This window comes from Micromonospora sp. WMMD754, from assembly GCF_049315235.1.
Taxonomy (GTDB): domain Bacteria; phylum Actinomycetota; class Actinomycetes; order Mycobacteriales; family Micromonosporaceae; genus Micromonospora; species Micromonospora sediminicola.
This window is the reverse complement of the sequence record NZ_CP186058.1, coordinates 110,646-137,378: the sequence shown is the minus strand read 5'-3', so window position 1 is coordinate 137,378 and position 26,733 is coordinate 110,646. Positions and strand designations below refer to the sequence as shown.

The following is a 26,733-nucleotide window of genomic DNA, read 5'->3' as shown; positions in this document are numbered from 1 at the left end:
CACGACCGAGGGACGTCGCCTGCCGTGTTGTCGATCCTGTTCCAGGTGCTCTACCTGCTGCTGTACTTCTTCCTGCTCGTCCTTCTTGCCCGATTTGTTCTCGGCGCGGTGCTGGCCTACGGTCGCCGCTGGCAGCCGGGGCGTGGCGCATCGGCGGGACTGGAAGTCGTGTGGAGCGTCACTGATCCGCCCCTGCGAGCGTTGAGGCGTGTGATCCCACCACTGCGAATTGGTACCGTGAGCATCGACCTGGCCTCCCTTGTGCTCCTGGTTATCCTGTTCGTGCTGATGGAGTTCGTGTTACAGCGCCTGATCGTGGCGTTCGCCTGACCAGAGCGCTTTCGCGGCCGCAACTGACCCGAGGAGTTTCGATGCCGCTGACCCCGGCCGACGTCCACAACGTCGCCTTCAAAAAGCCGCCGATCGGCAAGCGGGGGTATGACGAGGAGGAGGTCGACGCCTTCCTGGACGAGGTCGAGCGTGAGCTGGCCCGTCTGATCGAGGAGAACAACGAGCTGCGCGCCCAGGTGGAGCGCGGCGGTCGGGGTGGCGCGCCCGCCGGCCCCGGCGGCGACGCCCGCCTCGCGGCGGAGCTCAACGACGTCAAGGCCCAGCTCGACCGGGTGCAGCGCGACAAGGCGGCCGCCGAGCAGGCGGCCCGGGCGATGCAGGCCGAGCTGGAGCAGGTCCGCACGCAGGGCGGCCCGGCGGGGGTGACCGGGGACGGCGAGCAGCAGGCGCTGCGCGTGCTGATGATGGCCCAGCGCACCGCGGACGACCACGTCTCCGACGCCCGGCGCGAGGCCGACAGCCTGCTCTCCGAGGCCCGGTCCAAGGCCGAGGAGGTCACCCGCGAGGCGCGCGCCAAGGCCGACGCCCTGGAGCGGGACGCCCGCCAGCGGCACCAGGAGGCCATGGGCGGCCTGGACGCCAAGCGGACCGCGCTGCAGAAGCACATCGAGGAGCTCAAGCAGTTCGAGCGGGAGTACCGCACCCGTCTCAAGGCCTACCTGGAGAGCCAGCTGCGTGACCTGGACGGTCGCGGGCAGGGCCTCGAGGTCGAGATGAACCGCGCCGAGGGCACCCGTGCCGCCGGCGGCAGCAACGGCCTCGCCACGGCCGGCCTCGCCGGCTCGTACGGTGGCGGCCGCGCCGGCTCGCTCGAGTCCGGCCGCTGATCCCGCGTCGGTGGCCGTCCCCGGGACGGCCACCGACCGCCCAGACCGACACGACGCGGCCGGGGGTGAGCTGTGATAGCCGCGAGCGTCCTGCTCATCCTCGTCGCGGTCGTGCTGCTGGTGGTGGGCCTGGCCGGTGGGTCGAGCCCGCTGCTGATCGTGTCGATCGCGGCCAGCCTGCTGTCCGCCGTCGCCTTCGTCGCGTTCGCCCGCCAGGCGGCCGCCGCGAGGGCCACGGCGGGTCGGGAAGCCGGCCCGCGCACCCGGACCGCGCGCTCCGGCCCGTCCCCGGACGAGCCGGTGAGCCCGGTCCCGCACCACACGTCGACGGTCGGCGCCGGCGGATCCGGGTGGCGGCAACCGCCCGGGTCGCCGGTGGCCGAGCCGTACGACCCGCCGGCCGACGCCTGGGCGCCCCCGGTGCCCCGCGCCGAGGTGACACCGACCTCGCCCGCGCCGGGCGACCTGTCCGAGGGTGAGCCCCCGGCCGAACACCTCACCGCCGGCGAACTGGCCCGGCTGGTGCGGCTGCCGGAGGAGGTCCGGGTCGTCGACGGCCACCCCCGCTTCCACCTGACCGACTGCCCGCACCTGGTGGGCCGGGCGGACGAACCGCTGCCGGTCGCCGAGGCGGTCGAGCTCGGCTTCACCCCGTGCGCCCACTGCGCCGCGGGCACCACGCTGCTCGCCGACGCCCGGCCGTACTGACCATGACGATCGCGGACACCCCGCTCACCGTCGCGGTGCGCGTGAAGCCCGGCGCGTCCCGGGCCCGGGTGGGCGGTCGCCACGACGGGCCGCACGGTCCCGCGCTCGTCGTCGCCGTGCACGCGCCGCCGGTCGACGGCCGGGCCACCGAGGCGGTCCGGCGGGCGCTGGCGGACGCGCTGGGCGTCCGGCCCGCCGCGGTGTCGCTGCGGTCCGGCGCGGCCAGCCGGGACAAGATCTTCCTGGTGGCGCACCCGCCCGACGGGTTGCCCGAGGTGCTGCGTCGGCTGCGCGACGGCAGCGCCGGGTGAGGAACCGTCGGGCCGGTCGGCGATGACCCCGGGGCTGAACCTCGCGCTGCTGGTGGGCGCGGCCGTGCTGCTGGTCGCGGTGGGCGCGGTGCGCTTCTCCACCCGCCTCGGCGTGCCCAGCCTGCTGGTCTACCTGGCGCTGGGCGTGCTGATCGGCGAGGCGGGCCTGGGGATCGACTTCGACGACGTCGAGCTGACCCGGGTGCTCGGCTTCTGCGCGCTCATCGTGATCATCGCCGAGGGCGGGTTGAGCGCCCGGTGGAGCACGCTGCGCCCGGTGCTCGGCCTGGCCTCGGCGTTGTCCACGGTCGGCGTGGTGGTCAGCATCGTGGTCGTCGGCGTGGTGGTGCACCTGCTGCTGGACCTGGACTGGCGGCTGGCCCTGCTCTACGGCGCGGTGCTGTCGTCCACCGACGCGGCGGCGGTCTTCGCCACCCTGCGCCGGCTGCGCCTGCCACCGCGACTGGTGGCCACGCTGGAGGCCGAGTCCGGGATGAACGACGCCCCGGTGGTCCTGCTGGTGCTGCTGCTGTCGCGGGCCGGGGCCGAGGCGGCCCACCCCTGGTGGTACGAGGCGCTGGTGCTCGGCTACGAGCTGGGGGCGGGCGCGGCGGTCGGGGTGGGCGCCGGCCTGGCCGGGCGGTACGCCTTGCGGCGCGCCGCGCTTCCCTCGTCCGGGCTCTACCCGATCGCGGTGGTCGGCTTCACGGTGCTGGCGTACGCGGCCGGGTCGGTGCTGCACGCCTCCGGCTTCCTGGCCGTCTACGTGGCCGGGGTGCTGCTCGGCAACTCCCGGCTGCCGCACCGGCAGGCGATCCTCGGCTTCGCCGACGGGCTGGCCTGGCTGGCCCAGATCGGCCTGTTCGTGCTGCTGGGCCTGTTGGTGTCGCCGAGCCGGCTGGACGCCGCGGTGCTGCCGGCGGTGATCACCGGGCTGGCCCTGCTGCTGCTCGCCCGGCCGCTGTCGGTGGCGGTGTCCGCGCTGCCGTTCCGGGTGAACCTGCGCGAGCAGCTCTTCCTGTCCTGGGCCGGCCTGCGCGGGGCGGTGCCGATCGTGCTGGCCACCATCCCGCTCTCGCTGCGGGTGCCGGGCGCGGACCGGCTCTTCGACGCGGTGTTCGTGCTGGTGGTGATCTTCACGCTGCTCCAGGCCGGGACGCTGGCCCGGGCGGCCCGCCGGTTGGGCGTGACCGCGCCCGCGGAGGCGAGCGAGATCCTGCTGGAGACCGCGCCGCTGGAGCGGATGCGGGCCGACCTGCTCCAGCTGGAGGTGCCGGCCGGCTCCCGGCTGGCCGGGGTGCACGTGGACGAGCTGCGGCTGCCGGTGGGCGCCGCGGTCACGCTGGTGCTGCGGGACGGGGTCGGCTTCGTGCCCGGTCCGGACACCCGGCTGAAGGTGGGGGACAGCCTGCTCATCGTCGCCACCGCCGGGGTGCGGGACGCCACCGAGCGGCGGTTGCGGGCGGTCAGTCGCCGGGGCCGGTTGGCCCGCTGGTTTGGGGAGTACGGGGAGGACCGGACCGGCTGATCTGCTAGCGTTCCTTTTGCCCCGGTTAGTGGCATTCCGGGGCGGAAACGCGGAGCGACGGTGCGGCACGTTGTCGGACGCCTGTACGTTCCGTATTCTTGCCAACCTCCGGAGTGCGCGGCGCGGTCGCCGTGCGCCCGTCTGTTCGTGGGGGACGCCGGCGCCGGTGACCCCTGCCCACGTACCGCTGAGCGCCGCGCCCACGCGGCTGAGGGAGCTGACGATGGCGAAGCCAGCCGAGACCAGGACCGCCGGCCGCAAGCCGGTGGCGAAGGCCACCCGCAGCGCGGCGGAGACCGAGAAGATCCGGGCCGCCCTGGCGGCACGGCGGGACGAGCTCAACGCCGAGTACGATCAGACGCTGAGCGAGATCACCGAGCTGCAGCGCGACCGGCTGACCGACTCGGCCGGGGACGACCAGGCCGACACCGGCACCAAGACGTTCGAGCGCGAGCAGGAGATCTCTCTCGCCAACAGCATCAAGGAGCGGATCACGCAGGTCGAGCGCGCGCTGGAGCGCCTCGACGAGGGTGGCTACGGCTGGTGCGAGCGGTGCGGCAACCCGATCCCGGTGGAGCGGCTCGCCGCGTTCCCGTCGGCCACCCTCTGCGTGAGCTGCAAGCAGCTGGAGGAGCGGCGCTGACGTCCGCTCCCCGGCGGCCGTACGGCAGACGGTGACCGCCACCGTCGCGAGCGTCGATGGGGAGCAGATGACCGCAGCACCGCCCGCCGGGTCCGGCACCACCGAGACGGGCGCCGGCGCGCCCCGCCGAAAGGCGGTCGGCCTGCTGCTCGGCGTGTCCCTGGTCTCGCTCCTGGCGGACCTCGGCACGAAGCAGCTCGCGCTCAGCGAGCTGCCCGGCCGGGAGGAGCCGGTGTCGGTGCTCGGCGGCGCCGTCTACTTCACCCTCACCCGCAACAGCGGCGCGGCCTGGAGCATCGGCTCCGACCACACCTGGGTCTTCCCGCTGATCACGTTCGGCGTGATCGGCTGGATCGCCTGGATGGCGCTGCGGCTGCGCTCGCTGCCCTGGGCGGTGTCGCTGGGTCTGGTGCTGGGCGGCGCGCTGGGCAACCTGGCCGACCGGATCTTCCGCGCGCCGGGGCACTTCGTCGGCCACGTGGTCGACATGATCAGCGTGTTCGGCCCGTACGGCGAGTTCTTCCCGGTGTTCAACCTGGCCGACAGCTCGCTGTTCTGCGGCGTGGTGCTGGCGGTCTTCCTGGAGCTGACCGGCCGGCAGCGCGACGGCTCCCGGGCCGCCGCGAAACCCGCCACCGAGGACGCCCCGGCCGACCAGAAGGAGCGCGCGTGACCGCCGCGTTCGCCACCGGCGGCGACCACCGGTCCCTGCCCGTCCCGGACGGGCTCGACGGCATGCGGCTGGACCAGGCCGTGTCCCGGCTGTTCGGGCTGTCCCGCACCGCCGCGGCGGCGCTGGTGGACGCCGGGGACGCGCTGGTCGACGGCGCGGTCCGGGCCAACTCGCACAAGGTCCGGGCCGGCTCCTGGCTGGAGGTCACGCTGCCCGCGCCGGCCGCGCCGCCGACCGTGGTGCCGCAGGCCGTGCCCGGGCTGACCGTCGTCTACGCCGACGACGACATCGTGGTGGTGGACAAGCCGGTCGGGGTGGCCGCCCACCCGAGCCCCGGCTGGACCGGCCCGACCGTGATCGGCGGGCTCGCCGGCATCGGTCACCGGATCTCCACCAGCGGCGCCGCCGAGCGGCAGGGCGTGGTGCACCGGCTCGACGTGGGCACCACCGGAATCATGACGGTGGCCAAGAGCGAGCTGGCCTACACCGCGTTGAAGCGGGCGTTCAAGGAACGCGAGGTGGAGAAGCGCTACCACGCCGTGGTGCAGGGTCACCCGGACCCGCTGCGCGGCACCATCGACGCGCCGATCGACCGGCACCCCCACCACGACTACCGCTGGGCGGTCGTCTCCGGCGGCAAGCCGAGCATCACCCACTACGACACGCTGGAGGCGTTCCCCTCCGCCAGCCTGCTCGACGTGCGGCTGGAGACCGGGCGTACGCACCAGATCCGGGTGCACTTCTCCAGCATGCGGCACCCCTGCGTCGGTGACCTGACCTACGGCGCCGACCCGACGCTGTCCGCCCGGCTCGGCCTGTCCCGGCAGTGGCTGCACGCCCGCTCGTTGAGCTTCGCGCACCCGCGCACCGGCGACGAGGTCACCTTCGTCAGCGACTACCCGGACGACCTGGCCCGGGCGCTGGAGATCCTGCGCGACTGACCGTGACCGACCGTCCCGCGCCGCCGCGCCGGTCGCGCACCGCCGCGCTGACCTGGCTCGCCCTCGCCTGTGCGCTGATCGTGCTGGTCGTGGCCGTGGCGCAGCGACGGGACCGGCCGGTGGGCGACCGTACGGTGGGCGAGGTGACCCGGGTCGGCGTGGCCGACGGCGACGCGGTGCCGGCGTACCTGCGCGCCGCCGGGGACGAGCTGGCCCGGCTCCAGGCGCCCGACGGCTACGCCCTGGTCTCGTTCACCGCCTACCTGACGCCGGCCCGGGTGGCGTCCACGCTGGGCGGCACACCGGCCTCGGCCGTGGTCGCGCGGGTGCCGCTGCCGGGCCGGCAGACCGAGATCGTGCGCATCGCCGCGCTGCGCCTGCCCGACGACGTGGTCGGTGGGATGGCCGAGGTCGCCGCGCGCAAGGACCGCGAGGCGGCGGACTACCGGTCCCGCGCCGCCGCGCCGGCGGCCACCGCCGACCCCGAGGCGCGCCGGGTGTACGCCACCGGGGCCGACGTGGCGGCCCGGGAGGCGGACGCCTACCGGGCCGGGTGCGCCTGCGTCTACGCCGCCGTGGTGCGGGGCGGGCCGGACGTGCTGCGCACCCTCGCCGGCCGTCCCGGCGTACGCGGGGTCGACCCGGCGCCGGAGGTGACCCGCCTGGACCGCACGGTGTTCACCCCGCCGCTGCCGGAGCAGCGCGACGTGGCCCGGCCGCCGGCCGACACCGGGTTGGCGTCCGGCGACGGTATGGGTGATTCGTCGGAAGCCGCACCGACGGTGAGCGGACCCTCACCCGTCGCCCGCCCGGCCACCACCGGGTCCGGGTCGCCCAATCCCGCTCCCACCTCCTGAGACACCCCGGTGCGCGACGGCGCGACGGGTGACACGGTGAGGAGGGCCACCGGGCGATGTGCGGAGCGGGGAGTGGTCCGAATAGGGTTTCGTTCGTAGCCTGTCAGGCGGAGATCGATGGGCTGGGGGAGGGCGAATCCTTGGACGGCAGCGAGACCGGCTGGGGTCGGCAGGGTGAGCCGGCACCGCGGTGGCGGGCGCTGCTCGACCGGGCCCGGCTGGGCGGTCGCGGCGCGGAGCACACCGACGCCGACCGGCGCGCCGAGGAGAACGCGGCACCACCGCCCGAGCCGTTGCCGCGTCGCGGCGCGGGCAACGGGTGGACCGGCCGCGCCGCCGCCGTCGGCCGCGCCGCCGACGGGTCGTACGGCGCCGAGCCCGGCTACCGCGCCGAGGCCACGTTCCGGGTCGACCCCGCCTTCCGCGCCGACCCGCGCCTCGACGGCGAGCCGGCCTACCGCGCGGAACCCGCGTACCGCGCCGACCCGGAGCCGCCGGCCGCGCCGAGCTGGCGGGCCGAGCCGTCGTACGCCCCCGAGCCGTCCTGGCGCGCCGAGGCGCCCCTCGCCCCGGAACCACGCGCGGAACCGTCGTGGGGCGGCGAGCCGGTCCCCGAGCCGCGCGGGCGGGCCGAGGCGCCGGTCGAGTCCCGCTACGCGCTGCTCGACGGCGGCTACCGGCCCGCGCCGCCCCCGGCGGAGTCCCGCTACGCGCTGTTGGACCGGGGCCGCTACCGCCCGGAGACCCCGCCCGGCCCGGAGCCGGTGCTGCCCGCCCCGCGACGGCCGGTGGAGGCCCGGCCCGGCCCGGTCGAGCCGGCGCCGGCGCGGTGGCGGGCCCGGGCCCCGCAGCAGGACCCCGAGCTGGAGCGGGCGACCGGGGTGCTCCGCCGCGAGCTGGGCACGCCCCGGGTGCTCGCGTTCGCCAACCCCAAGGGCGGCGTGCACAAGACCACCGCGACCGTGCTCGCCGCGGCCACCGTGGGCAGCGTGCGCGGGCGCGGCGTGCTCGCCTGGGACGACAACGAGCTGCGCGGCACGCTCGGTCTGCGGGCCGGCAGCGCCCGACACGCCCGCACCATCCGCCACCTGGTCCACGACCTGGCGCAGATCGAGATCCTGGAGGGCGACACGCTGCTGTCGCACCTCGACGACTACCTGCGGCACGCCTCCGACGGCTCCTACGACGTGCTGGCCGGCGAGGAGAGCCCGCGTTTCGCCCAGCGCCTCGACCAGTTCACCGTCAAGCGGGTGCTGGAGCTGCTGCGCCGGACCCACGAGGTCGTCTGCGTGGACACCGGCAACAACGTGGAGAGCCCGAACTGGCGCACCGTCATGCAGGCCGCCGACCAGCTCGTGGTGACCACCGTGCCGCGCGAGGACGCCGCCTTCAGCGCCGACTGGATGCTCGACCTGCTGCACGAGGTCGGCATGGGTGAGCTGGCCGACAACGCGGTCACGCTGATCTCCTGCCCGACCCCGGGTCGCACCTCCCTGCAGGACGACCTGGAGCGGCACTTCGCCACCCGCACCCGGGCGGTCGCCGTGGTGCCCTACGACCCGGCGCTCGAGACCGGCTCCTCGATCGAATACCACCAGCTCCAGGCGGAGACCCGGGACGCCTGGCTCAAGGCGGCCGCGGTGATGGTGGAGCCGTTCGCGCGCTGACCGCCCACCACCGCCCCGCGCCGGGCCCCGGCCTGAGAGGATCACCGGGTGAGTCCGGACACCCCTGATCCCGAGCGTCCCGGCGGCGGACCGACCGACCGGCAGGCGCCCGAGGCGGCGCCGTCCGCCGGCGCCCGCGCGACCGACGGGCGGTCGCCCGAGGGCGCCCGCGCGACCGACGCGCAGCCGTCCGGGGGCGCCCGCCCGGCCGACGCGCAGCCGCCCGCCTGGCCGGGTGGGCTGCCGGTGCCCGCCGGCACCCCGGTCACCGCGCCCGGCGCGGACCCGCTCGCCGGCCATCCGGGCGTCGTCGGCCAGCTGCCCGGAGCGTCCCCGGCCGCCCGGCGTGCCGTCGGCCGCCCGGTCGCGACCGTCCTCGGCCTGGCGGCGCTCCTGACCGCGCTCGGCGCGCCGCTGGGGTTGCTCTGGGCGTGGCTGGCGCCGGACACACCGGTGCGGCAGACCCCGGACGGGGCGGTCTACACCACGGCGCAGCCGGAGCAGCCGATCGCGGCCGACGGCTGGTTCAGCCTCCTGGCGCTCGGCTTCGGCGTGCTCGCCGCGGTCGCGCTCTGGGTGCTGCTGCGTCGTCGACGTGGCCCGGCCGGCCTGCTCGCGGTGACGCTGGGCGGGCTCGGCGCGGCCGTGGTGGCCTGGCAGGTGGGCCGCCGGATCGGGCTGGCCACGTTCCAACGGCTGCTGGACACCGCGCCGCCGGGCACCGACTTCACCAAGCCCGCCGACCTGCGCGCCGGCGGCGTCGACTGGTACGGGCCGCTGCCCGTGCCGCACGGCAGCCTGCTGCTCGCCGCGTTCGGCGCGGCCGTGACATACACGCTGCTGGCCGGGTGGTCCCGCTGGCCGTCGCTGCGCCCGGAACCGGAGCCCGGCGGCCACTGGCCGCCCCCCACGGGTCAGGCGGGCGACTGGCCGCCCCCGACGGGTCAGGCGGGCGACCGGCCGCCGCCCGGGATCAGTTCGGCGCCGGAAGACCCGCCAGCTCGCTGAGCGGCACCGGCACGGCCCGCACCTGGCGCAGCAGCGCCGTCTCCCGGTGCAGCAGGCGTAGCTCGGCGCGCAGCCGGCCGGGGGTGTCGTCGATGGCGAGCAGCCGCTGCCGGTCCGCGACGGTCAGCGCGGCGGTCGCGGCGACCAGGTGCGACAGCACGGTCGGGTCCTCGGGCAGCTGCTCGGAGATGTCCTCCGGGTCCGGCCGGATCAGGCCCAGATAGTGCCGGAACACCGAGATCACCCGGGCGGCCAGCAGATCGGCCGTCTCGTCCGGGCCGGTCGGCTCGGGCAGCCACTCCACCTCGGCGGTGAGGTAGGGCTCGGCGGCGTCGTCGACCTCGGCGATGCGGAACCTCCGCCGCCCCACGGTGACGATGTCGAAACCGCCGTCGGCCAGCTCGGTGACCTGCCGCAGCTCGGCGGTGCAGCCCACCTCGTGCAGGGTGACCGGGCCGCCGGCCAGCCCGGACCGCCCCGGCGGCCCGGCGGGCCCGACCTCCCACCCGGCCTGGATCGCCACCACCCCGAACTCGCGGGGCGCGCCCTCGGGCAGCCCGACCAGGTGGCGGACCAACGCCCGGTAGCGCTCCTCGAAGATGTGCAGCGGAAGGACCAGCCCGGGGAAGAGGACGGTCCCGAGGGGGAACACCGGCAGCCGTGCGCTCACGTGATCGAGCGTATCCCCCGGACGCCCCGTCCGGCGTGTCCCGGCTCACCGTCCCGGCGTGCGGGCGGCCCCGACCGGTCCGCGCGGCGGCGGCCTAGACTCGCAGACGTGCTGAATCGGATCGACCTGCGCGGCGGGGTACGCGACCCGCGCCGCCTGCTGCCCCGTGCCCAGCTCGACGTCTCCGTGGCGGTCGAGCGGATCCGCCCGCTCGTCGAGGCGGTCCGCGAGCATGGATACCCGGCGATCCGGGAGGCCAGCGAGCGGTTCGACGGTGTCTCGCCGGAGCGTCTGCGGGTGCCGGTGGAGGTGATCCGCGCCGCCGAGGACGAGCTGGACCCGCAGGTCCGGGCCGCGCTGCTGGAGTCGATCACCCGGGCCCGCAAGGTCCACGACGACCAGCGTCGCACCGACCACACCACCCAGGTCGTGCCGGGCGGCACGGTGACCGAGCGGTGGGTGCCGGTCGACCGGGTCGGCCTCTACGTCCCCGGCGGCCTGGCCATGTACCCGTCGACCGTGGTGATGAACGTCGTTCCGGCCCAGGCGGCCGGGGTCCGCTCGCTGGTGGTGGCCAGCCCGCCGCAGAAGGACAACGACGGCCTGCCCGACCGGCGCGTCCTCGCCGCCTGCGCGCTGCTCGGCGTCGACGAGGTCTACGCCGTCGGCGGTGCCCAGGCGGTGGCGATGCTGGCGTACGGCGCCACCGTCGACCCGGCCGGCGCACAGCGCTGCGAGCCGGTCGACATGATCACCGGGCCGGGCAACATCTGGGTCACCGCGGCCAAGCGGCTGCTGCGCGGCGTGGTCGGCATCGACGCCGAGGCCGGCCCGACCGAGATCGCCATCCTGGCCGACCACACCGCCGACCCGGCGCACGTCGCCGCCGACCTGATCAGCCAGGCCGAGCACGACCCCCTCGCGGCCAGCGTGCTGGTCACCCCGTCCACCGAGCTGGCCGACGCGGTCGACGCCGAGCTGGCCCGGCAGGCGCCGGCCGCCAAGCACGCCGAGCGGATCGGCACCGCGCTGCGCGGCGAGCAGAGCGGCGTGGTCCTCGTCGACGACCTGGAGGCGGGGCTGCGGGTGGTCGACGCGTACGCGGCCGAGCACCTGGAGATCCAGACCGAGAACGCCCGCGAGTGGGCGCTGCGGGTGCGCAACGCCGGCGCGGTCTTCGTCGGCGCGTGGTCGCCGGTCTCGCTGGGCGACTACTGCGCCGGCTCCAACCACGTGCTGCCCACCGGCGGCTGCGCGCGGCACTCGTCCGGCCTGTCCGTGCAGTCCTTCCTGCGCGGCATCCACCTGGTCGAATACACGCAGGACGCGCTGCGCGAGGTGGCGCCGCACGTGGTCACGCTGGCCGGCGTCGAGGACCTGCCGGCGCACGGCCAGGCGGTCAGCGTCCGCTTCCCCGCGGGCGGCACCTCGTGACCACGCTCGACGACCTGCCGATCCGGGACGACCTGCGCGGGCGGACGCCGTACGGCGCGCCGCAGCTCGACGTGCCGGTGCGGCTGAACACCAACGAGAACTCCTACCCGGTGCCCGAGCCGGTGGTCGAGGCGATCGGCAAGGCCGTCGCGGCCGAGCTGCGCGACCTCAACCGCTACCCGGACCGGGACGCCGTGGCGCTGCGCGCCGACCTGGCCGCCTACCTGGGTCACGGGCTCACCGCCGACCACGTCTGGGCGGCCAACGGCTCCAACGAGATCCAGCAGCAGCTGTTGCAGGCGTTCGGCGGACCCGGGCGCACCGCGCTCGGGTTCACCCCGGCCTACTCGATGCACCCGCTGCTGGCGCTCGGCACCGGCACCCGGTGGGTCCCGGGGGCCCGGGGCGCCGACTTCGGCCTCACCGCCGCCGACGCGGTGGCCCAGGTGCGCCGGCACCGGCCCGACGTGGTGTTCCTCTGCTCGCCGAACAACCCGACCGGCACCGCGCTCGACCCGGCCGTGGCCGCCGCCGTGCTGGACGAGGCGCCCGGGATGGTGGTCGTGGACGAGGCGTACGCCGAGTTCGCCCGCCCCGGCACGATCAGCGCGCTCGCGGTGCTGCCCGGCCACCCGCGGCTGGTGGTCACCCGCACCATGAGCAAGGCGTTCGGCTTCGCCGGCGGCCGGCTCGGCTACCTGGCGGCCGACCCGGCGGTGGTGGAGGCGGTGCAGTTGGTCCGGTTGCCCTACCACCTCTCCGCGCTCACCCAGGCCGCCGCGCGGGCGGCGCTGGCCCACCGGGACGCGCTGCTCGGCACCGTCACCGCGATCAAGGAGCAGCGCGACCGGATCGTCGCCGTGCTGCGCGCCCGGGGCCACCGCGTCGCCGACAGCGACGCCAACTTCGTGCTCTTCGCCGTCGACGGCGACCAGGGCGCCGCCTGGCGTACCCTGCTCGACGCCGGCGTGCTGGTCCGCGACGTCGGCCTGCCCGGCTGGCTGCGGGTCACCGCCGGGACGCCGGCCGAGACCGACGCCTTCCTCACCGCAACGGAGAAGCTGTCATGAGCCGCACCGCCCGGATCGAGCGGGTCACCAACGAGACCAAGGTGCTGATCGAGATCGACCTCGACGGCACCGGCGAGGCCGACATCTCCACCGGCGTCGGCTTCTACGACCACATGCTGAACCAGATCGCCCGGCACGGCGGCTTCGACCTGACCGTGCACACCGTGGGCGACCTGGAGATCGACGCGCACCACACGATGGAGGACACCGCGCTCGCGCTGGGCGCGGCGTTCGACCGGGCGCTGGGCGACAAGGCGGGCATCCGCCGGTACGGCTCGGCCACCGTGCCGATGGACGAGGTGCTGGTCCGGGCCGCGGTCGACCTGTCCGGCCGCCCGTACGTGGTGCACGACGAGCCGGCGCTGGCCCCGTACATCGGGCCGGTCTACCCGACCAGCATGACCCGGCACATCTGGGAGTCGTTCGGTCAGGCGGCCCGGATCACGCTGCACGTGGACGTGCTGCGGGCGGCCCGTCCCGGTGGCCACCCGGACGCGCACCACGTGGTCGAGGCCCAGTTCAAGGCGGTCTCCCGCGCGCTGCGCGAGGCCACCGCGCTCGACCCGCGCAACGCGGGCGTGGTGCCGAGCACGAAGGGCGCGCTCTGATGCGGGTGTGGCCGACGCTGCTGCTGATCCTGGCCGGGGTGCTGGTCGGCGGGACCTGGTCGCTCTACAAGCAGGGCGCCAACCGGGCCGCCGTCGTGGTCACCGGCCTGCTGGCCGCGCTGGCCACCGCCGGCGGGCTGCTCTGGCTGCTGCCTGGGGAGGGCTGATGGCGCGGGTGGTGGTGCTCGACTACGGCTCGGGCAACCTGCGCTCGGCCGAGCGCGCGCTGGAGCGGGCCGGCGCCGCCGTGACGGTCACCGCCGACCTGGCCGCCGCCGCCTCCGCCGACGGCCTGGTGGTGCCGGGCGTGGGCGCGTTCGCCGCGTGCATGGCCGGGATCGAGGAGCTGGGCGCCGGTCCGGTCATCGCCGACCGGGTCGCCGCCGGCCGGCCGGTGCTCGGCATCTGCGTCGGCATGCAGGTGCTCTTCGGGCACGGCGAGGAACACGGCGTGGTCACCAAGGGGCTCGGGCTGCTGCCGGGCGGCGTCACCCGGCTGCCCGCGCCCCGGCTGCCGCACATGGGCTGGAACACGGTGGCGGCCCCGGACGGCTCGGTGCTCTTCGCCGGGCTGCCGGCCGACGCCCGGTTCTACTTCGTCCACTCCTACGGCGTCACCGACCCGACCGCGTTGGCCGCCGCCGGCGCCACCGTGACCACCGCCCACCACGGTGCGGACTTCGTCGCGGCGGTGGAGCGGGGCCCGCTGTCGGCCGCCCAGTTCCACCCGGAGAAGTCCGCCGACACGGGGGCCGCGTTGCTGCGCAACTGGCTCGGCACGCTTGAGTAAGGAACGGGCCCGGCGCCGGGCGGCCCGCGAGGCCGAGCAGGAGCGCGAGCGCGCCGCCCGCGCCCGCCGCACGGCCCGTCGCCAGTGGCGGCAGGCCCTCGTACGCCGACTGACACCGCGCCTGCGCCGGGGGCGTACCGGTCGACTGCGCCGGCACAGCCGCGGCGAGCGGGCGGCGATCGTGCTGTTCACCGCCGTCGCGGTGGTCGGCATCTGGAGTTTCGTCGACGACCTCGCCCTGCGTCTGGCGTTGGTCGTGTTGTTGCTGCTGGTCCTGCCGGCGATCGTGGTGATCGCGCTGGACCGTCGTTGAGGATGCGAGGAGAGAAGCGTTGAGCCTTGACCTGTTGCCCGCCGTGGACGTCGCCGACGGCCAGGCCGTCCGGCTCGTGCAGGGCGCCGCCGGCAGCGAGACCGCGTACGGCGACCCGCTGGAGGCGGCCCTCGCCTGGCAGTCCGACGGCGCCGAGTGGATCCACCTGGTGGACCTGGACGCGGCGTTCGGCCGTGGCTCGAACGCCGCGCTGCTCGCCGAGGTGGTCGGCAAGCTCGACGTCAAGGTGGAGCTCTCCGGCGGCATCCGCGACGACGAGTCCTTGCGGGCGGCGCTGGGCACCGGGGCGGCCCGGGTCAACATCGGCACCGCCGCGCTGGAGGACCCGCAGTGGTGCGACCGGATCTGCGGCGAGTACGGCGACCGGGTGGCGATCGGGTTGGACGTGCGCGGCCGTACCCTGTCGGCGCGTGGCTGGACCCGCGACGGCGGTGACCTGTGGGAGGTGCTGACCCGGCTGGACGCCGCCGGCGCGGCGCGGTACGTGGTCACCGACATCACCAAGGACGGCACCATGCGGGGGCCGAACCTGGACCTGCTGCGCGAGGTGTGCGCCCGCACCGACGCGCCGGTGATCGCCTCCGGTGGCGTGTCCACGCTGGACGACCTGCGGGCGCTGGCCACCTTGGAGCCGGTCGGGGTCGAGGGTGTGATCGCCGGCAAGGCGCTCTACGCCGGCGCGTTCACCGTCGCCGAGGCGATCGCCACGCTGCGGGCCGGCGCGTGACGGCAGGCCCGGGCGAGCTGCCGGTCGACGGCACGGCGGTGACCCGGCTCGGCTCGGGCGGCCCCTGGGAGGCGCTCTACGGCTACTCGCGGGTGGTCCGGGCCGGGTCCCTGGCGATCACGGCCGGCTGCACCTCCACGGTGGACGGCCGGGTGGCGCACGTGGGGGACGCGGCGGCGCAGACCGCGCAGGCGATCCGGATCGGCCTGGACGCGCTGGCCGAGGTGGGCGCCACCCCGGCCGACGTGGTACGGACCCGGATGTACGTGACCGACCGGCTCTACGTCGACGAGGTCGGCCGGGCGCACAACGCGGTGTTCGGCCCGGTGCGTCCGGTGGCGACCATGGTGGTGGTGGCCGGGCTGATCGATCCGGAGCACCTGGTCGAGGTCGAGCTGGAGGCGTATCTCCCCGTCGGCTGAGCCGGCCCCCTCCCGGTTCCGCGGCCGGGCGGGGGAGGGTCGCCTTTCCGGTGCCTTTCGAGCTGATATCGGAAACGACTCACCCACACGGCCACGTCCGGCGGCGGGGCCCGACCCGCGGCGGGGGCGAGGGCTGACCCGCGGCGGGGCGAGGGCTGACCCGAGGCGGCGGCGGGGGCTGCGGCGGCAGGCCGGGAAGAGCCGGGTCGCTCCGGATGTCCGGAGCTGCCGGCGGCGGCGGGGCGCGGCCCGTCCGGACGCCCGGCGCGGTTCCTGAGTCGTTTCCGATATCAGCTCGAAAGGCGGTGGCCGGCGGTGGCCCGCTCCGCCCGTGTCCGACACCGTCGGCGCAATCAAGTTGTGCACAACTTGATTGCGCGCTACTGTTCAACGCGTGACCGATGATCTGGTGCTGCGCCGGCAGGTGTGCTTCGCCCTCTATGCGGCGTCGCGCGCCCTGACCGACGTCTACCGGCCCATCCTCGACGCGCACGGACTGACCTACCCGCAGTACCTCGTGCTGCTGGTTCTCTGGGAGCGCGACGACGACGCCCCCACGGTCTCCGAGCTCGGCGCGCGGCTCCGGCTCGACTCCGGCACACTCTCCCCGCTGCTCAAGCGGTTGGAGGCGGCCGGCCTGGTGGTGCGTACCCGCTCGGCGGCCGACGAGCGCCGGGTCGAGGTGGGCCTCACCGACCGGGGCCGGGCCCTGCGGGAGCGGATGGCGGAGGTGCCGATGCGGGTGGCGATGGCCACCGGGCTCACCGAGGCCGAGCTGATCGGCCTGCGCGACACCCTCACCCGGGTCACCGAGACGATCCACTCACAGAAGGAGCAGTGACATGCAGGTGCTCTACACCGCGTCCGCCCGGGCCACCGGCGACGGCCGCGACGGCCACGTCCGCACCTCCGACGGCACCGTCGAGTTGGACCTCGCCGTGCCGAAGGAGATGGGCGGCGCCGGCGGCGCGGCCAACCCGGAGCAGCTCTTCGCGGCCGGCTACGCCGCCTGCTTCCACTCCGCGCTGCGCATCGTCGCGCGCCAGGCCAAGGCGGACGTCACCGGCTCCGTCGTCGAGGCCGAGGTGGGCATCGGCCCGAACGGCAGCGGCGGCTACGGCCTGACCGTCACGCTGGTGGTGGACCTGCCCGCCGTCGAGCGCTCGGCCGCCGAGCGGTTGGTCGACGCGGCGCACCAGGTCTGCCCCTACTCCAACGCGACCCGCGGCAACATCGAGGTCGCCCTGACCGTCCGGGAGGCACTGTGACTGTGAACCGGGAGATCCACCTGGCGTCCCGCCCGCAGGGGTGGCCGACCGCCGACAACTTCCGGCTGGTCACCACCGAGGTGCCGACGCCGGGTCCGGGCCAGGTCGTGGTCCGCAACCAGTTCATGTCGGTCGACCCGTACATGCGCGGCCGGATGAACGACGTCAAGTCGTACGTGCCACCGTTCGCGCTGGACGCCCCGCTCGACGGCGGCGCGATCGGTGAGGTGGTGGCCGGCGAGGCCGAGGGCGTCAAGCCCGGCGACGTCGTCCTGCACGGCTTCGGCTGGCGCGAGTACGCGCTCGTCGACGCCCGTGCCGTGCGCCGGGTCGACCCCGGCCTCGCCCCGGTCAGCGCCTACCTGAGCGTTCTCGGCATGACCGGGCTGACCGCGTACGCCGGGCTGCTCGACGTGGCCGCGATGAAGCCGGGCGAGACCGTCTTCGTCTCCGGCGCGGCCGGCGCGGTGGGCAGCATGGTCGGCCAGATCGCGAAGCTGCGCGGCGCCGGCCGGGTGATCGGCAGCGCCGGTTCCCGGGCGAAGGTCGAGCGGCTCACCGCGCTCGGCTTCGACGCCGCCTTCGACTACCACGACGGACCGGTGTACGAGCAGCTCAAGGCCGCCGCCCCGGACGGCGTCGACGTCTACTTCGACAACGTCGGCGGAGACCACCTGGAGGCCGCGATCGGGGCGATGAACCTGCATGGCCGGGCCGCCATCTGCGGCATGATCGCCCAGTACAACGCGACCGAGCCGCCGGCCGCCCCGCGCAACCTGGCGCTGGTGATCGGCAAGCGGCTGACGCTGCGCGGCTTCCTGGTCGGCGACCACGGGCACCTGCGCGAGCAGTTCGTCCAGGAGATGGCCGGCTGGCTGCGCGAGGGCCGGCTGTCCTACGACGAGACCGTGGTCGACGGCATCGAGCAGGCGCCCGAGGCGTTCCTCGGCCTGCTGCGCGGCGAGAACCTCGGCAAGATGCTCGTCCGGCTCTGACCGGCGGGCGACCCGGCGGCGGTGGCCGGCCTCACAGGCCGGTCGCCGCCGCCCGCGCGTTGGCTAGGCTTCGGGGCATGACGGTGGCGGTACGCGTGATCCCGTGTCTGGACGTGGACGCCGGTCGGGTGGTCAAGGGGGTCAACTTCCTCGACCTGCGCGACGCCGGCGACCCGGTGGAGCTGGCGGCGGCCTACGACCGGGCCGGCGCGGACGAGTTGACGTTCCTCGACGTGACCGCCTCCTCCAGCGATCGGGGCACCATGCTCGACGTGGTTCGGCGCACCGCGGAGTCGGTCTTCATCCCGCTCACCGTCGGCGGTGGCGTCCGGCAGGTCGCCGACGTCGACACGCTGCTGCGGGCCGGGGCGGACAAGGTCGGGGTGAACACCGCGGCGATCGCCCGGCCGGAGCTGATCGCCGAGATCGCCGACCGGTTCGGCCGGCAGGTGCTGGTGCTCTCGCTGGACGTGCGGCGCGCGCCGGCGGGCACGACGCCGAGCGGCTTCGAGGTGACCACGCACGGTGGTCGTCGGGGCGCCGGCCTGGACGCGGTCGAGTGGGCCGCGCGTGGCGCCGAGCTGGGCGCGGGCGAGATCCTGCTCAACTCGATGGACGCCGACGGCACCAAGACGGGCTTCGACCTGCCGTTGATCGAGGCGGTTCGCGCGGTGGTCGAGGTGCCGGTGGTCGCCAGCGGTGGCGCGGGCGCGGTGGCGCACTTCCCCCCGGCGGTCGGCGCAGGCGCCGATGCGGTGCTCGCGGCCAGCGTCTTCCACTTCGGCGAGCTGACCGTCGGCGAGGTCAAGGACGCGCTGCGCGGCGCCGGGCACCCGGTGCGCTGACTGCGGGATCAGGGCCGGCCGGAGTGTCCCTCGGGGGAGCGGCGCGGCATCGGGATCGACCGGACGACATATTCCTGCACGGCGGCGGCGTGGTCGTCCTCGTCGAGGTGCCACTCGGACTCGCCCGGCGGGTGCCGGCGGCTCAGCACGCCCTGCACCGTGTCGACGGTGGTGCCCAGCCCGGCGCTGGGCCGGGTGCGCCAGAGCCGCTCACCGTCCGGGGTGACCCGGAACCAGCCGTCGGCGACGCTGACCAGCCCCGCGCCGACGAGCCGGCGGACCGCCCCCTCGACCTCGTGCCGCTCGGGAATGGCCTGGTTGAGGTGGTCGGCGGTGGAGAGGACGTCGGCGAGGCGCACCCCCTCGGGGCGGCGTGTGGCGGCGGCCCGGCGGTGCCGGCCGGCACCGCTCGCGATGACCAACGCGACGAAGATCCAGGCGTCGCTCCAACGCCATCCGTTCTCCCCCATGCACGAATGATGCCCGGCGACGGCGGCGGAGAAAACACCTGGTTTCGGTGCCGTACGTCGTCGCAGCTCAGGGCCGTCCGGCTCGTCCCATCCCGTGGCGGTCGGCCCGGCGGCCGTCACGTAGCGTAAGCGTCCGCCGGTCGGGTGGGGATGGCGAAGATCGGGATGAACATCTGCGCGAGCGGTCCGATGGCCAGCGCGTAGGCCACGGTGCCGAGCCCGACCGTCCCGCCGAGCAGCCACCCCAGCGCCAGCACGGTGACCTCGATGACGGTCCGGACCAGCCGCACCGACCAGCGCGGGTGGCGGGCGACGAACCCGGTCATCAGGCCGTCGCGGGGGCCGGGGCCGAGCCCGGCGCCCAGGTAGAGGCCGGTGGCGGCGCCGTTGGCGACGATGCCGACGACCAGCAACGCGGTGCGCACCGGCAGGCCCTCGCCCGGCGGCAGAGCGGCCAGGGTGGCGTCGACGACCAGCCCGATCACCACGACGTTGCTCACCGTGCCCAGGCCGGGGCGTTGCCGCAGCGGGATCCAGAGCAGCAGCACGAGCGCGCCGACGGCGATGGTGACGGTGCCGAAGGAGAGGCCGGTCTGCCGGGCGAGCCCCTGGTGGAACACGTCCCAGGGGTCCAGGCCGAGCCCGGAGCGGATCATCAGCGCCATGCTCACGCCGTAGAGGGCGAGACCGGCGTAGAGCTGGGTGAGCCGTCGCGCCGGCCGGTGCCGGAGATTGCCAAGCTGAGCCATGCATGCCACCCTAGGGGCCAATTGCGGAGTGCAAAGGGGCCAATTCCGGAGGTGTGGCCATGACGACCCAGGTGCGCGGTGTCCAATTGGCGCGTCTTCTCGGCCAGTGGCACGCGTTGCCCGGCCGCCGGCGCAGCCCCGACTACGCCGCGCTCGCCGGCGCCGTGCGGGGCCTGCTCGCCGACGGCCGGCTGCCCCTGGGGGTACGCCTGCCGGCCGAGCGCGAGCTGGCCGAGGCGTTGCGGATCAGCCGGACCACCGTCACCGCCGCCTACCGGGAGCTGCGGGAGACCGGCCACCTGGCCAGCCGCCGAGGCGCCGGGAGCTGGACCATGCTGCCGGGCACCCACCGGGTCGCCAGCACCGGCCTGTGGACCCCGCTCGACGACCGGGACATGATCGACCTCGGGGTGGCCGCGCTCTCCGCGCCGGCCCAGCTCGTCCCGGCCGCCCGGGCGGCCGCCGAGGACCTGCCCCGCTACCTCGGCGGCGCCGGCTACCACCCCACCGGCATCATCGAGCTGCGCGAGGCGGTCGCCCGCGGCTACACCGAGCGCGGGCTGCCCACCAGCCCGGAGCAGATCATGGTCACCAGCGGCACCCAGCACGCGCTGGACCTGGTGCTGCGGCTGGCCCTGTCACCCGGCGGCGGGGTGCTGGTCGAGTCACCGACCTACCCCAACGCGCTCGCCGCGCTCGCCGCCCGCCGGGCCCGGATCACCACCCACGGGCTCTCCGACGACGGTTGGGACGCCGACCTGCTGCTCGGCAGCATCCGGCAGACCCGGCCGAAGCTCGCGTACCTGATCCCGGAGTTCCACAACCCGACCGGTCACCTGATGGCCGCCGACCTGCGCGAGCGGCTGGTGGGCGCGGCGCACGCGGCCGGCACCGACCTGGTGGTGGACGAGTCCTTCGTCGACCTGCCGCTGGACGGCACCCCGCTGCCACCGCCGGTGGCGGTCTTCGACCGGCACTCCCGGGTGATCAGCATCGGCGGGATGAGCAAGCCCTACTGGGGCGGCCTGCGGATCGGCTGGGTGCGCGCCTCCGCGCCCCAGGTGCAGCGCCTGGCCGCGGCCCGGGTCGGCGTGGACATGGCCAGCCCGGTGCTCGACCAGCTCGTCGCCGTGCACCTGCTCGACCAGGCGCCGGCCATCGTGACCGCCCGCCGGGCGCAGCTCGCCGCCCAGCGGGACGCGCTGGTCGCGGCGCTCGCCGAGCGGCTCCCGGACTGGCGGGTCACCGTGCCGTGCGGCGGCGTCACGCTCTGGGCCGAGCTGGACGGCCCGATCTCCAGCGCCCTGGCCCGGGCCGCCGAGGAGGTCGGCGTACGGCTGGCGCCCGGTCCCCGGTTCGGCCTGGACGGGACGCTGGAGCGGTTCCTCCGGCTGCCCTTCACGCTGCCGGCCGCCGAGCTGGTGGAGGCGGTCGGGCGGCTCGCCGCGGTCCGCTACGACCTGGACCGGGCCGGCCGGCCGCAGTGGCGGGAGCCGAGCGTCATCGCCTGACCCGCCCGCCGCCCGATCCGGTGGGTGTCCGGGGAACCGGGTCACCGGCCCGGCCCGGCCCCGCAGACTGCGCGGGTGGGCAACGGGGGTGGTGCGCGGTGGTCGCGGTCGGTGCGGCCCGGCGCGCCGGGTTCCCGGACCACCCGGCTGGAGCTCTTCTACGACCTGGTCTTCGTCTTCGCGTTCCTCAGCGTCACCACGCTCACCGCCAGCGAACTCACCCCGGCCAACCTCTACCGCTTCGTGCTGGTGCTGGCCCTGCTGTGGTGGTCGTGGACCGGGTTCGCCCGGATGGGCAACGCGCTGCGCGCCGACCAGGGCGTGCTGCCGCTGGTCGGGTTCGTCACCGTGGCCGCCACGTTCCTGCTGGTGCTCAGCGTGCCCGGCGCGTTCGTGGACCGCCCGGGCGGGCTGCCCGGGCCGTTGGTCTTCGCCGGGTCCTACTTCGTGATCCGGATGGCCCAGCTCGCCGTCCTCGGCTGGACGGACCGCGCCGACCCGGTCCGCCGCCGCCGTCTCCTGATACGCGCCCTGGTCCCGGTCGTGGCCACCGTCCTGCTGGTGGTCGCCGGAACCGTGCCGTCCCGGCTGCCGGAGGGACGGTTCGCGGTCGGGCTGCAACTGACGCTCTGGACGTTGGCGCTGCTGGTCGAGTACGGCGTCGGAGTGACGCTGGCGCGGCGCTGGTGGGTGGTGGTCTCGGCCGGGCACTGGGCGGAGCGGCACGCGCTGATGGTGCTGGTCGCGCTCGGTGAGTCGATCATCGCACTCGGGCTCGGCCCGAAGCGGGGACTGCCGCTGACCGGCCCGGTGGCGGTGGCCGCGCTGCTCGGCATCCTGATCGTGGCGGCGCTCTGGTGGGCGTACTTCGACACCCTGGCGTTCGCGATGGAGCAGGCGTTGCACCACGCCCGGGACCGCGTCGCCCGGCTGCGGCTGGCCCGCGACGTCTACACGTTCCTGCACCTGCCGATGATCACCGGCACCATCCTCTACGCGCTCGGCCTCAAGGACCTGCTGGCCGAGGTCGCCGCGCGGGAGACGCCCACGTGGGGGTGGCCGCTGGGCGACTTCTGGGGCGGCGTGCTGTTCGGCGGCGTCGCGCTCTACCTGCTCAGCCTGGCCGGCTGCTGGTGGTTGGCGCTGCGCGAGACGCACTGGCCGCTGCTGGTCACGGCGGCGGCGCTCGCCGCCGCCGGTCCGTTCGCGTTCCGCATCCCGGAGGTGGGCGCGCTGGGCGTGCTGGCGGCGCTCACCGCCGCCGGCATCGCCTGGGAGACGCGCAGCGAGGACGGGCGGCGGCGCCGGGTGCGCCGGCTGGCCCTGGAGGAGCAGCTCGCCGCGGAGGCCGAGCAGAGCCGGTGGCGGCAGCGGCACCTGTGATCGACGTCCCGGCCCCGCGACGGGGCCGACCGGCCGTGCCCCGGGACGGTGGGGCACGGCCGGCACGGCCTCGCGGGCGTCGCCTACAGCTCGGCGAGCGTGCCCTCGTACATCTTGTCGATCTCGCCGGCGAAGTTGGTCTCCACGCTGCGGCGCTTGATCTTCAGCGACGGGGTGACCTCGCCGTCCTCGATGGTGAGGTCGCGGGGGAGGATCGTCACCTTCTTGATCGTCTCCCAGCGGTTGAGCTTGGTGTTCAGCTCGGCCACGTAGCCCTCGACCATCTCCCGCGCCTCGGGGGAGGTGACGATCTCGGTGTAGTCGCGCCCCTCCAGCGGGGTGCCGGCGGCCCAGCCCTTGATCGCGTCCGGGTCCAACGTGACCAGCATGGTGCAGTAGTTGCGGGCCTGGCCGATCACCACCGCCTGGGAGGTGTACGGGCAGACCGCCTTGAACATGCCCTCGATGTGCGACGGCGCCACGTACTTGCCGCCGGACGTCTTGACCAGGTCCTTCTTCCGGTCGGTGATGCGCAGGTAGCCGTCGTCGTCGAGGGTGCCGATGTCGCCGGTGCGGAAGAAGCCGTCGGCGGTGAACGCCTCGGCGGTCTCCTGGGGCAGGTTGTGGTAGCCGCGCATGACCGGACGACCGCGCATCAGGATCTCGCCGTCGGTGTCGATCCGGCACTCCAGGTCGCCCATGGCCCGGCCCACGCTGCCGATCTTCAGGCCACCGGGCGGGTTGACGAAGGCGCCGGCGCTGGTCTCGGTGAGACCGTAGCCCTCGGAGATGGGCAGGTTGGCGGCGGCGAAGAACGTGGCGATCTCCTTGCTGAGCGGCGCCGCGCCGGAGACCAGCACCCGCATCCGGCCGCCGAGCCGGGCCTGGAGCTTGCTGAAGACGAGCTTCTCGGCCAGCGCGTACTTCAGCCGCAGGCCGGCCGGGACCGGCTTGCCGGCCTGCTCCAGCGCGACCTTCTCCTTGCCGACGGAGACGCCCCAGGCGAAGATCTTCGCCTTCGCGCCGCCGGCGCCCTGCGCGGTGGTGACCGCCTTGTTGTAGACCTTCTCGAAGACCCGGGGCGCGCCGCACATGAGCGTCGGGCGGACCACGCCGAGCAGCTCGACCAGCTTGTCCACCCGGCCGTCGACGTAGGTGGGCAGGCCGACGTGGGTGGCGCCGCAGAGCAGCGTCTTGCCGAACGAGTGGGACAGCGGCAGCCACAGGTACTGCAGGTCGTCGACCCGCAGCAGCCCCAGCTCGGCCTGCGCCACGCCCTCCCAGCACCAGCCGCCGTGCAGCAGCTCCACGCCCTTCGGGCGACCGGTGGTGCCGGAGGTGTAGATCAGGGTGGCCAGATGGTCCGGCCCGATCCCCGCGACCAGCATGTCGATCAGGTCGGGCTCGGCGGCCAGCGCGGCGGCCCCGCGCTCCTCCAGCTCGGCCAGGGTGAGCTGGGGTACGCCGGCGGCCGGGTCGGGCGTGCCGTCGAAGAGCACCACGTGGGTCAGGGCCGGCAGCTCCGCGCCGGCGATCTTCGCCGCCTGGGCGCCGTTCTCCGCGAACAGCACCCGCGACCCGGAGTCGGCGACGATGTAGACGGCGTCGTCGGGTTCGGTGGTCGGGTAGACGGTGGTGGTGGCCCCGCCGGCGCACATGATGCCGAAGTCGGCGAGCACCCACTCCAGCCGGGTGTTGGCCAGGATCGCCACCGGGTCCTCCAGGCCGACACCGAGCCCGTGCAGCCCGGCCGCGATCGCCTTGGCGCGCTGCCCGACCTGCTCCCACGTCAGCCAGACCGGGCCCGAGTCGTCGGGTGCGGGGTGGGCGAACGCCTGCCGGTCGGGGGAATCCGCCACGCGCTTGAGGAACATGTCGGGTACGGAACGGTACGGTACATCGAGAGCCATCGCTGTAGCCGCCTTCAGGGTGGAGGGACGTGACGGGGGTCACGCCGATCTGCGGTTACCGAAGGGTATTGCCTGCACCGGGGCAGCGGCTAGCCCCGGCGGGCGCGTACCATGCCGGTCCCGCGTCGTGGAACCCGGATCAGGTGTAGCGGGCGGCCGCGCGGGACCAGTCGTACGTGGCCCGGATCCAGTCCCGCCGGGTGTCCAGGAACGCCCGCACCCCGTCGTCGGCCGCGCCCGCCAGCGCCGCGTCCCGCTCCGCGTAGGTGGCGAGGGCGGTGTTGAACCGAGCCGCCGCCGCGCTCAGCGCCGCCGGCTCGTCCTGCCCGTTCTCGCCCGCGATGGTGGTGACCAGGTTGTGCGCCTCCGGGGCGACGCCGCGCTCCTTGCCGTAGGAGAACAGGTCGTTGCACCAGCACACCAGGTCGGTGGCGAGGGCGTCCAGCGCGGCCAGCGCCGGCTCGGACCGCTGCGCCGCACCGGTCCGGGGCGTGCGCGCCAGGTCGGTCATGGTGAAGCTGGGGCGTACGCCGCCGGTGTGCCGGCGCATCTGCGTGTACTCGGCCACCCCGGGCACCCGCCGGTGCTCCCGGTTGGCCGCCTCCCACAGCAGCGCCAGCAGGTATTCCCGCAACTGGCTGACCAGGCGCAGCAGCAACGCCGGCTGACGCTGCCCACGGACCCGTCGGCACAGGTCGTCGAGCGCGACGGCGAGCGGCCCGGCGTCGCTCGGCGCGGGTGCGTCCGGGTCGCCGTGCCGGTCGAGCACGGCCAGCAACGCCGCCACGGTCGGGGCGAGCCGGGTGGGATCCGCGCCCAGGCCGTCGTCGTCGCAGGCGTCGTCCATCACGAACAGCCAGTTGATCAGATCGGTCAGCAGGCGCAGGCCGTCCGGGGACGCCTGCGGGGATGCCCGTCCGGCCAGTTCGGCGGCGTGCGCGCCGGCCAGCCGGCGTCGTCCCGCCGGGTCGTCGACCAGGCCCAGGTCACCCACCCAGCCGGCGCTCTCGCGCGCGATCCGCTCGACGTCGGGGTGCCGCCGCGCCGGGAAGGGCGGCTCGTGCAGCGCCGAGAGCGCGAAGCCACGCATCGGTCCTGTCCCCTGTCCGCCGCCCGTCTGCTCGAGCGGCGGCCAGGAGCGTACGGCAGCCTCGATCGGTCACCGTCGTTGGGTTGTGCAATTTCCACCTGGCACGGTGACCCGCCGCGCACGCTCGGTCAGAACCCCAGTTCGGCCGCGCGCAGCCGGTCGGCCCGCTCGACCGGGCCGTCCACCTGGACCCGGGCCACCCGCTGCCGGCCGGTGAGAAACAGGACGAGTTCGCCCGGCGCGCCCACCACCCGCAGTCGCTCGCCGCCGCGCCCCGCCCGCAGCTCGCCGTGACCGGGCGCCTGCACCAGCACCTCGGCCGGGAAGCGGCGCAACGCCATCCGGGCCAGCAGGCCGACCCGCTTCCAGAGCACCCGCTGCTGCCCCACCGGCAGGTCGCGCGGGTGCCAGCCGGGTCGGGCCCGGCGGACGTCCTCGTGGTGGATGAAGAACTCCAGCCCGTTGGCCAGCTCGTCGGTGAGTGGATTGCTCACCGGGCTCCACAGCGGCGGGCGGCGCACCCGGGCCACCAGCTCCGGGTAGGGCCCGGCGGCGATCCGCCGGCGGACCGACTCGCCGTGCTCGCGCAGCGGCGGCAGCAGGATCCCACCGGCCGCGTCCGGCCGGCGCTCGCGCACCAGCAGGTGCGCCGCCAGGTCACGGGTGGTCCACCCCTCGTTGACCGTCGGCGCGTCCGGTCCCAGCTCCAGCATCAGATCGGCGAGCGCCTCGCGCTCCGCCCGGGCGTACCGCGGCATGGCCCGATCGTAGGCCCGGGCGGGCCGATCGGCGCGCCGTGCCCGGCGCGGCGGCGGCGACCGGCCGACCACGCGGCGTGGTCCGCCCAGGTCCGCCGAGGAACGTGACGGCGGACATATCCCCGGCGGGTCGGCGGACCTGGCGGGGTGCGGTAAGGATGGGGGAGAAACGGGCGGCTTACGGC

Annotated in this window: 31 protein-coding genes; 25 read left to right on the top strand and 6 right to left on the bottom strand. The window is 75.1% G+C overall.

Features of this window, described 5'->3' with window-relative positions; genetic code table 11:
* Positions 1–24 precede the first annotated feature (24 nt).
* The 11 genes from ACN27B_RS00635 to ACN27B_RS00585 all read left to right on the top strand — a co-directional run bounded on the left by ACN27B_RS00635 (position 25) and on the right by ACN27B_RS00585 (position 9,514).
* On the top strand, positions 25–330 hold the full coding sequence (locus tag ACN27B_RS00635; RefSeq protein ID WP_091059628.1) for a YggT family protein: 306 nt from the start codon (positions 25–27) through the stop codon (positions 328–330).
* A 41-nt stretch (positions 331–371) separates the two neighbouring features.
* Positions 372–1,178, top strand: a complete 807-nt coding sequence (locus tag ACN27B_RS00630) for a DivIVA domain-containing protein (RefSeq protein ID WP_091573288.1) — start codon at positions 372–374, stop codon at positions 1,176–1,178.
* A 72-nt stretch (positions 1,179–1,250) separates the two neighbouring features.
* Complete coding sequence (locus ACN27B_RS00625) at positions 1,251–1,886, top strand: hypothetical protein (protein WP_422742997.1); 636 nt, start codon at positions 1,251–1,253, stop codon at positions 1,884–1,886.
* 2 nt (positions 1,887–1,888) lie between these two features.
* Positions 1,889–2,197 (top strand): DUF167 domain-containing protein, encoded by a 309-nt coding sequence (locus tag ACN27B_RS00620; protein ID WP_099164294.1) that lies wholly within the window; start codon positions 1,889–1,891, stop codon positions 2,195–2,197.
* Between the two features lie 22 nt (positions 2,198–2,219).
* Positions 2,220–3,725 (top strand): potassium/proton antiporter, encoded by a 1,506-nt coding sequence (locus tag ACN27B_RS00615; protein WP_099164295.1) that lies wholly within the window; start codon positions 2,220–2,222, stop codon positions 3,723–3,725.
* A 223-nt stretch (positions 3,726–3,948) separates the two neighbouring features.
* A complete protein-coding gene (locus ACN27B_RS00610) occupies positions 3,949–4,368 on the top strand; it encodes a TraR/DksA family transcriptional regulator (RefSeq protein WP_098748056.1) in 420 nt (139 codons plus the stop codon).
* Positions 4,369–4,435: 67 nt separating this feature from the next.
* On the top strand, positions 4,436–5,041 hold the full coding sequence (gene lspA / locus ACN27B_RS00605; protein WP_091577199.1) for a signal peptidase II: 606 nt from the start codon (positions 4,436–4,438) through the stop codon (positions 5,039–5,041).
* A complete protein-coding gene (locus tag ACN27B_RS00600) occupies positions 5,038–5,982 on the top strand; it encodes an RluA family pseudouridine synthase (RefSeq protein WP_099164296.1) in 945 nt (314 codons plus the stop codon). The genes lspA and ACN27B_RS00600 overlap by 4 nt, the downstream gene beginning before the upstream one ends.
* A gap of 2 nt (positions 5,983–5,984) precedes the next feature.
* Positions 5,985–6,839, top strand: a complete 855-nt coding sequence (locus ACN27B_RS00595; RefSeq protein WP_099164297.1) for a hypothetical protein — start codon at positions 5,985–5,987, stop codon at positions 6,837–6,839.
* A 140-nt stretch (positions 6,840–6,979) separates the two neighbouring features.
* Complete coding sequence (locus tag ACN27B_RS00590; RefSeq protein ID WP_099164298.1) at positions 6,980–8,506, top strand: ATPase; 1,527 nt, start codon at positions 6,980–6,982, stop codon at positions 8,504–8,506.
* Between the two features lie 48 nt (positions 8,507–8,554).
* Positions 8,555–9,514, top strand: coding sequence for a DUF2567 domain-containing protein (locus tag ACN27B_RS00585; RefSeq protein WP_422742993.1), 960 nt, complete (start codon positions 8,555–8,557; stop codon positions 9,512–9,514).
* Here the strand turns inward: ACN27B_RS00585 and ACN27B_RS00580 are convergent.
* Entirely contained in the window at positions 9,480–10,184 is a 705-nt protein-coding gene (locus ACN27B_RS00580) for an LON peptidase substrate-binding domain-containing protein (protein WP_422742991.1), read from the bottom strand. The genes ACN27B_RS00585 and ACN27B_RS00580 overlap by 35 nt on opposite strands.
* A gap of 108 nt (positions 10,185–10,292) precedes the next feature.
* On the opposite strand from ACN27B_RS00580, the gene hisD reads away from it, so the two are divergent.
* The 12 genes from hisD (at position 10,293) to hisF (ending at position 18,677) form a co-directional block, all read left to right on the top strand.
* Positions 10,293–11,618, top strand: coding sequence for a histidinol dehydrogenase (hisD, locus tag ACN27B_RS00575; RefSeq protein WP_099164300.1), 1,326 nt, complete (start codon positions 10,293–10,295; stop codon positions 11,616–11,618).
* Positions 11,615–12,688, top strand: coding sequence for a histidinol-phosphate transaminase (locus tag ACN27B_RS00570; RefSeq protein ID WP_422742989.1), 1,074 nt, complete (start codon positions 11,615–11,617; stop codon positions 12,686–12,688). Before hisD ends, ACN27B_RS00570 begins: the two co-directional genes overlap by 4 nt.
* Complete coding sequence (gene hisB / locus ACN27B_RS00565) at positions 12,685–13,296, top strand: imidazoleglycerol-phosphate dehydratase HisB (protein ID WP_091573299.1); 612 nt, start codon at positions 12,685–12,687, stop codon at positions 13,294–13,296. Before ACN27B_RS00570 ends, hisB begins: the two co-directional genes overlap by 4 nt.
* A complete protein-coding gene (locus ACN27B_RS00560) occupies positions 13,296–13,463 on the top strand; it encodes a hypothetical protein (RefSeq protein WP_172967956.1) in 168 nt (55 codons plus the stop codon). The genes hisB and ACN27B_RS00560 overlap by 1 nt, the downstream gene beginning before the upstream one ends.
* Positions 13,463–14,086: an imidazole glycerol phosphate synthase subunit HisH gene (hisH, locus tag ACN27B_RS00555; protein WP_422742986.1), complete on the top strand. Its 624-nt coding sequence runs from the start codon at positions 13,463–13,465 to the stop codon at positions 14,084–14,086. Before ACN27B_RS00560 ends, hisH begins: the two co-directional genes overlap by 1 nt.
* Positions 14,079–14,399 carry a hypothetical protein gene (locus ACN27B_RS00550; RefSeq protein WP_099164303.1) on the top strand — a complete coding sequence of 107 codons (321 nt, stop codon included), beginning with the start codon at positions 14,079–14,081 and terminating at the stop codon, positions 14,397–14,399. Before hisH ends, ACN27B_RS00550 begins: the two co-directional genes overlap by 8 nt.
* Positions 14,400–14,418: 19 nt before the next feature.
* On the top strand, positions 14,419–15,147 hold the full coding sequence (gene priA / locus ACN27B_RS00545) for a bifunctional 1-(5-phosphoribosyl)-5-((5-phosphoribosylamino)methylideneamino)imidazole-4-carboxamide isomerase/phosphoribosylanthranilate isomerase PriA (protein WP_396824167.1): 729 nt from the start codon (positions 14,419–14,421) through the stop codon (positions 15,145–15,147).
* Complete coding sequence (locus ACN27B_RS00540; RefSeq protein ID WP_099164305.1) at positions 15,144–15,569, top strand: RidA family protein; 426 nt, start codon at positions 15,144–15,146, stop codon at positions 15,567–15,569. The genes priA and ACN27B_RS00540 overlap by 4 nt, the downstream gene beginning before the upstream one ends.
* Positions 15,570–15,963: 394 nt before the next feature.
* Complete coding sequence (locus ACN27B_RS00535; protein ID WP_098748064.1) at positions 15,964–16,410, top strand: MarR family winged helix-turn-helix transcriptional regulator; 447 nt, start codon at positions 15,964–15,966, stop codon at positions 16,408–16,410.
* Position 16,411: 1 nt separating this feature from the next.
* Positions 16,412–16,837, top strand: coding sequence for an organic hydroperoxide resistance protein (locus ACN27B_RS00530; protein WP_091573305.1), 426 nt, complete (start codon positions 16,412–16,414; stop codon positions 16,835–16,837).
* The gene (locus ACN27B_RS00525) at positions 16,834–17,832 is read left to right on the top strand and encodes an NADP-dependent oxidoreductase (RefSeq protein WP_099164306.1); all 999 of its coding nucleotides are present in this window, start codon (positions 16,834–16,836) and stop codon (positions 17,830–17,832) included. The genes ACN27B_RS00530 and ACN27B_RS00525 overlap by 4 nt, the downstream gene beginning before the upstream one ends.
* Positions 17,833–17,909: 77 nt before the next feature.
* Complete coding sequence (gene hisF, locus ACN27B_RS00520; RefSeq protein WP_422742982.1) at positions 17,910–18,677, top strand: imidazole glycerol phosphate synthase subunit HisF; 768 nt, start codon at positions 17,910–17,912, stop codon at positions 18,675–18,677.
* An 8-nt stretch (positions 18,678–18,685) separates the two neighbouring features.
* Here hisF and ACN27B_RS00515 read toward each other — a convergent pair whose 3' ends face one another.
* Positions 18,686–19,147, bottom strand: coding sequence for a hypothetical protein (locus ACN27B_RS00515; protein ID WP_091573308.1), 462 nt, complete (start codon positions 19,145–19,147; stop codon positions 18,686–18,688).
* A gap of 116 nt (positions 19,148–19,263) precedes the next feature.
* A complete protein-coding gene (locus tag ACN27B_RS00510) occupies positions 19,264–19,896 on the bottom strand; it encodes a YczE/YyaS/YitT family protein (RefSeq protein ID WP_099164308.1) in 633 nt (210 codons plus the stop codon).
* Positions 19,897–19,955: 59 nt separating this feature from the next.
* Here ACN27B_RS00510 and ACN27B_RS00505 point away from each other — a divergent pair, with 59 nt between their 5' ends.
* Positions 19,956–21,407 carry a PLP-dependent aminotransferase family protein gene (locus ACN27B_RS00505; protein ID WP_091573310.1) on the top strand — a complete coding sequence of 484 codons (1,452 nt, stop codon included), beginning with the start codon at positions 19,956–19,958 and terminating at the stop codon, positions 21,405–21,407.
* Positions 21,408–21,482: 75 nt separating this feature from the next.
* On the top strand, positions 21,483–22,790 hold the full coding sequence (locus ACN27B_RS00500; RefSeq protein ID WP_422742979.1) for a low temperature requirement protein A: 1,308 nt from the start codon (positions 21,483–21,485) through the stop codon (positions 22,788–22,790).
* Between the two features lie 83 nt (positions 22,791–22,873).
* On the opposite strand, the gene ACN27B_RS00495 is transcribed toward ACN27B_RS00500, so the two are convergent.
* From ACN27B_RS00495 to ACN27B_RS00485, 3 genes are all read right to left on the bottom strand, one after another.
* On the bottom strand, positions 22,874–24,700 hold the full coding sequence (locus ACN27B_RS00495; protein WP_099164310.1) for an AMP-dependent synthetase/ligase: 1,827 nt from the start codon (positions 24,698–24,700) through the stop codon (positions 22,874–22,876).
* A 139-nt stretch (positions 24,701–24,839) separates the two neighbouring features.
* Positions 24,840–25,790 carry a terpene synthase family protein gene (locus tag ACN27B_RS00490; protein ID WP_422742976.1) on the bottom strand — a complete coding sequence of 317 codons (951 nt, stop codon included), beginning with the start codon at positions 25,788–25,790 and terminating at the stop codon, positions 24,840–24,842.
* Between the two features lie 128 nt (positions 25,791–25,918).
* The gene (locus ACN27B_RS00485) at positions 25,919–26,548 is read right to left on the bottom strand and encodes a TIGR03085 family metal-binding protein (protein WP_355523162.1); all 630 of its coding nucleotides are present in this window, start codon (positions 26,546–26,548) and stop codon (positions 25,919–25,921) included.
* Positions 26,549–26,733: the final 185 nt, after the last annotated feature.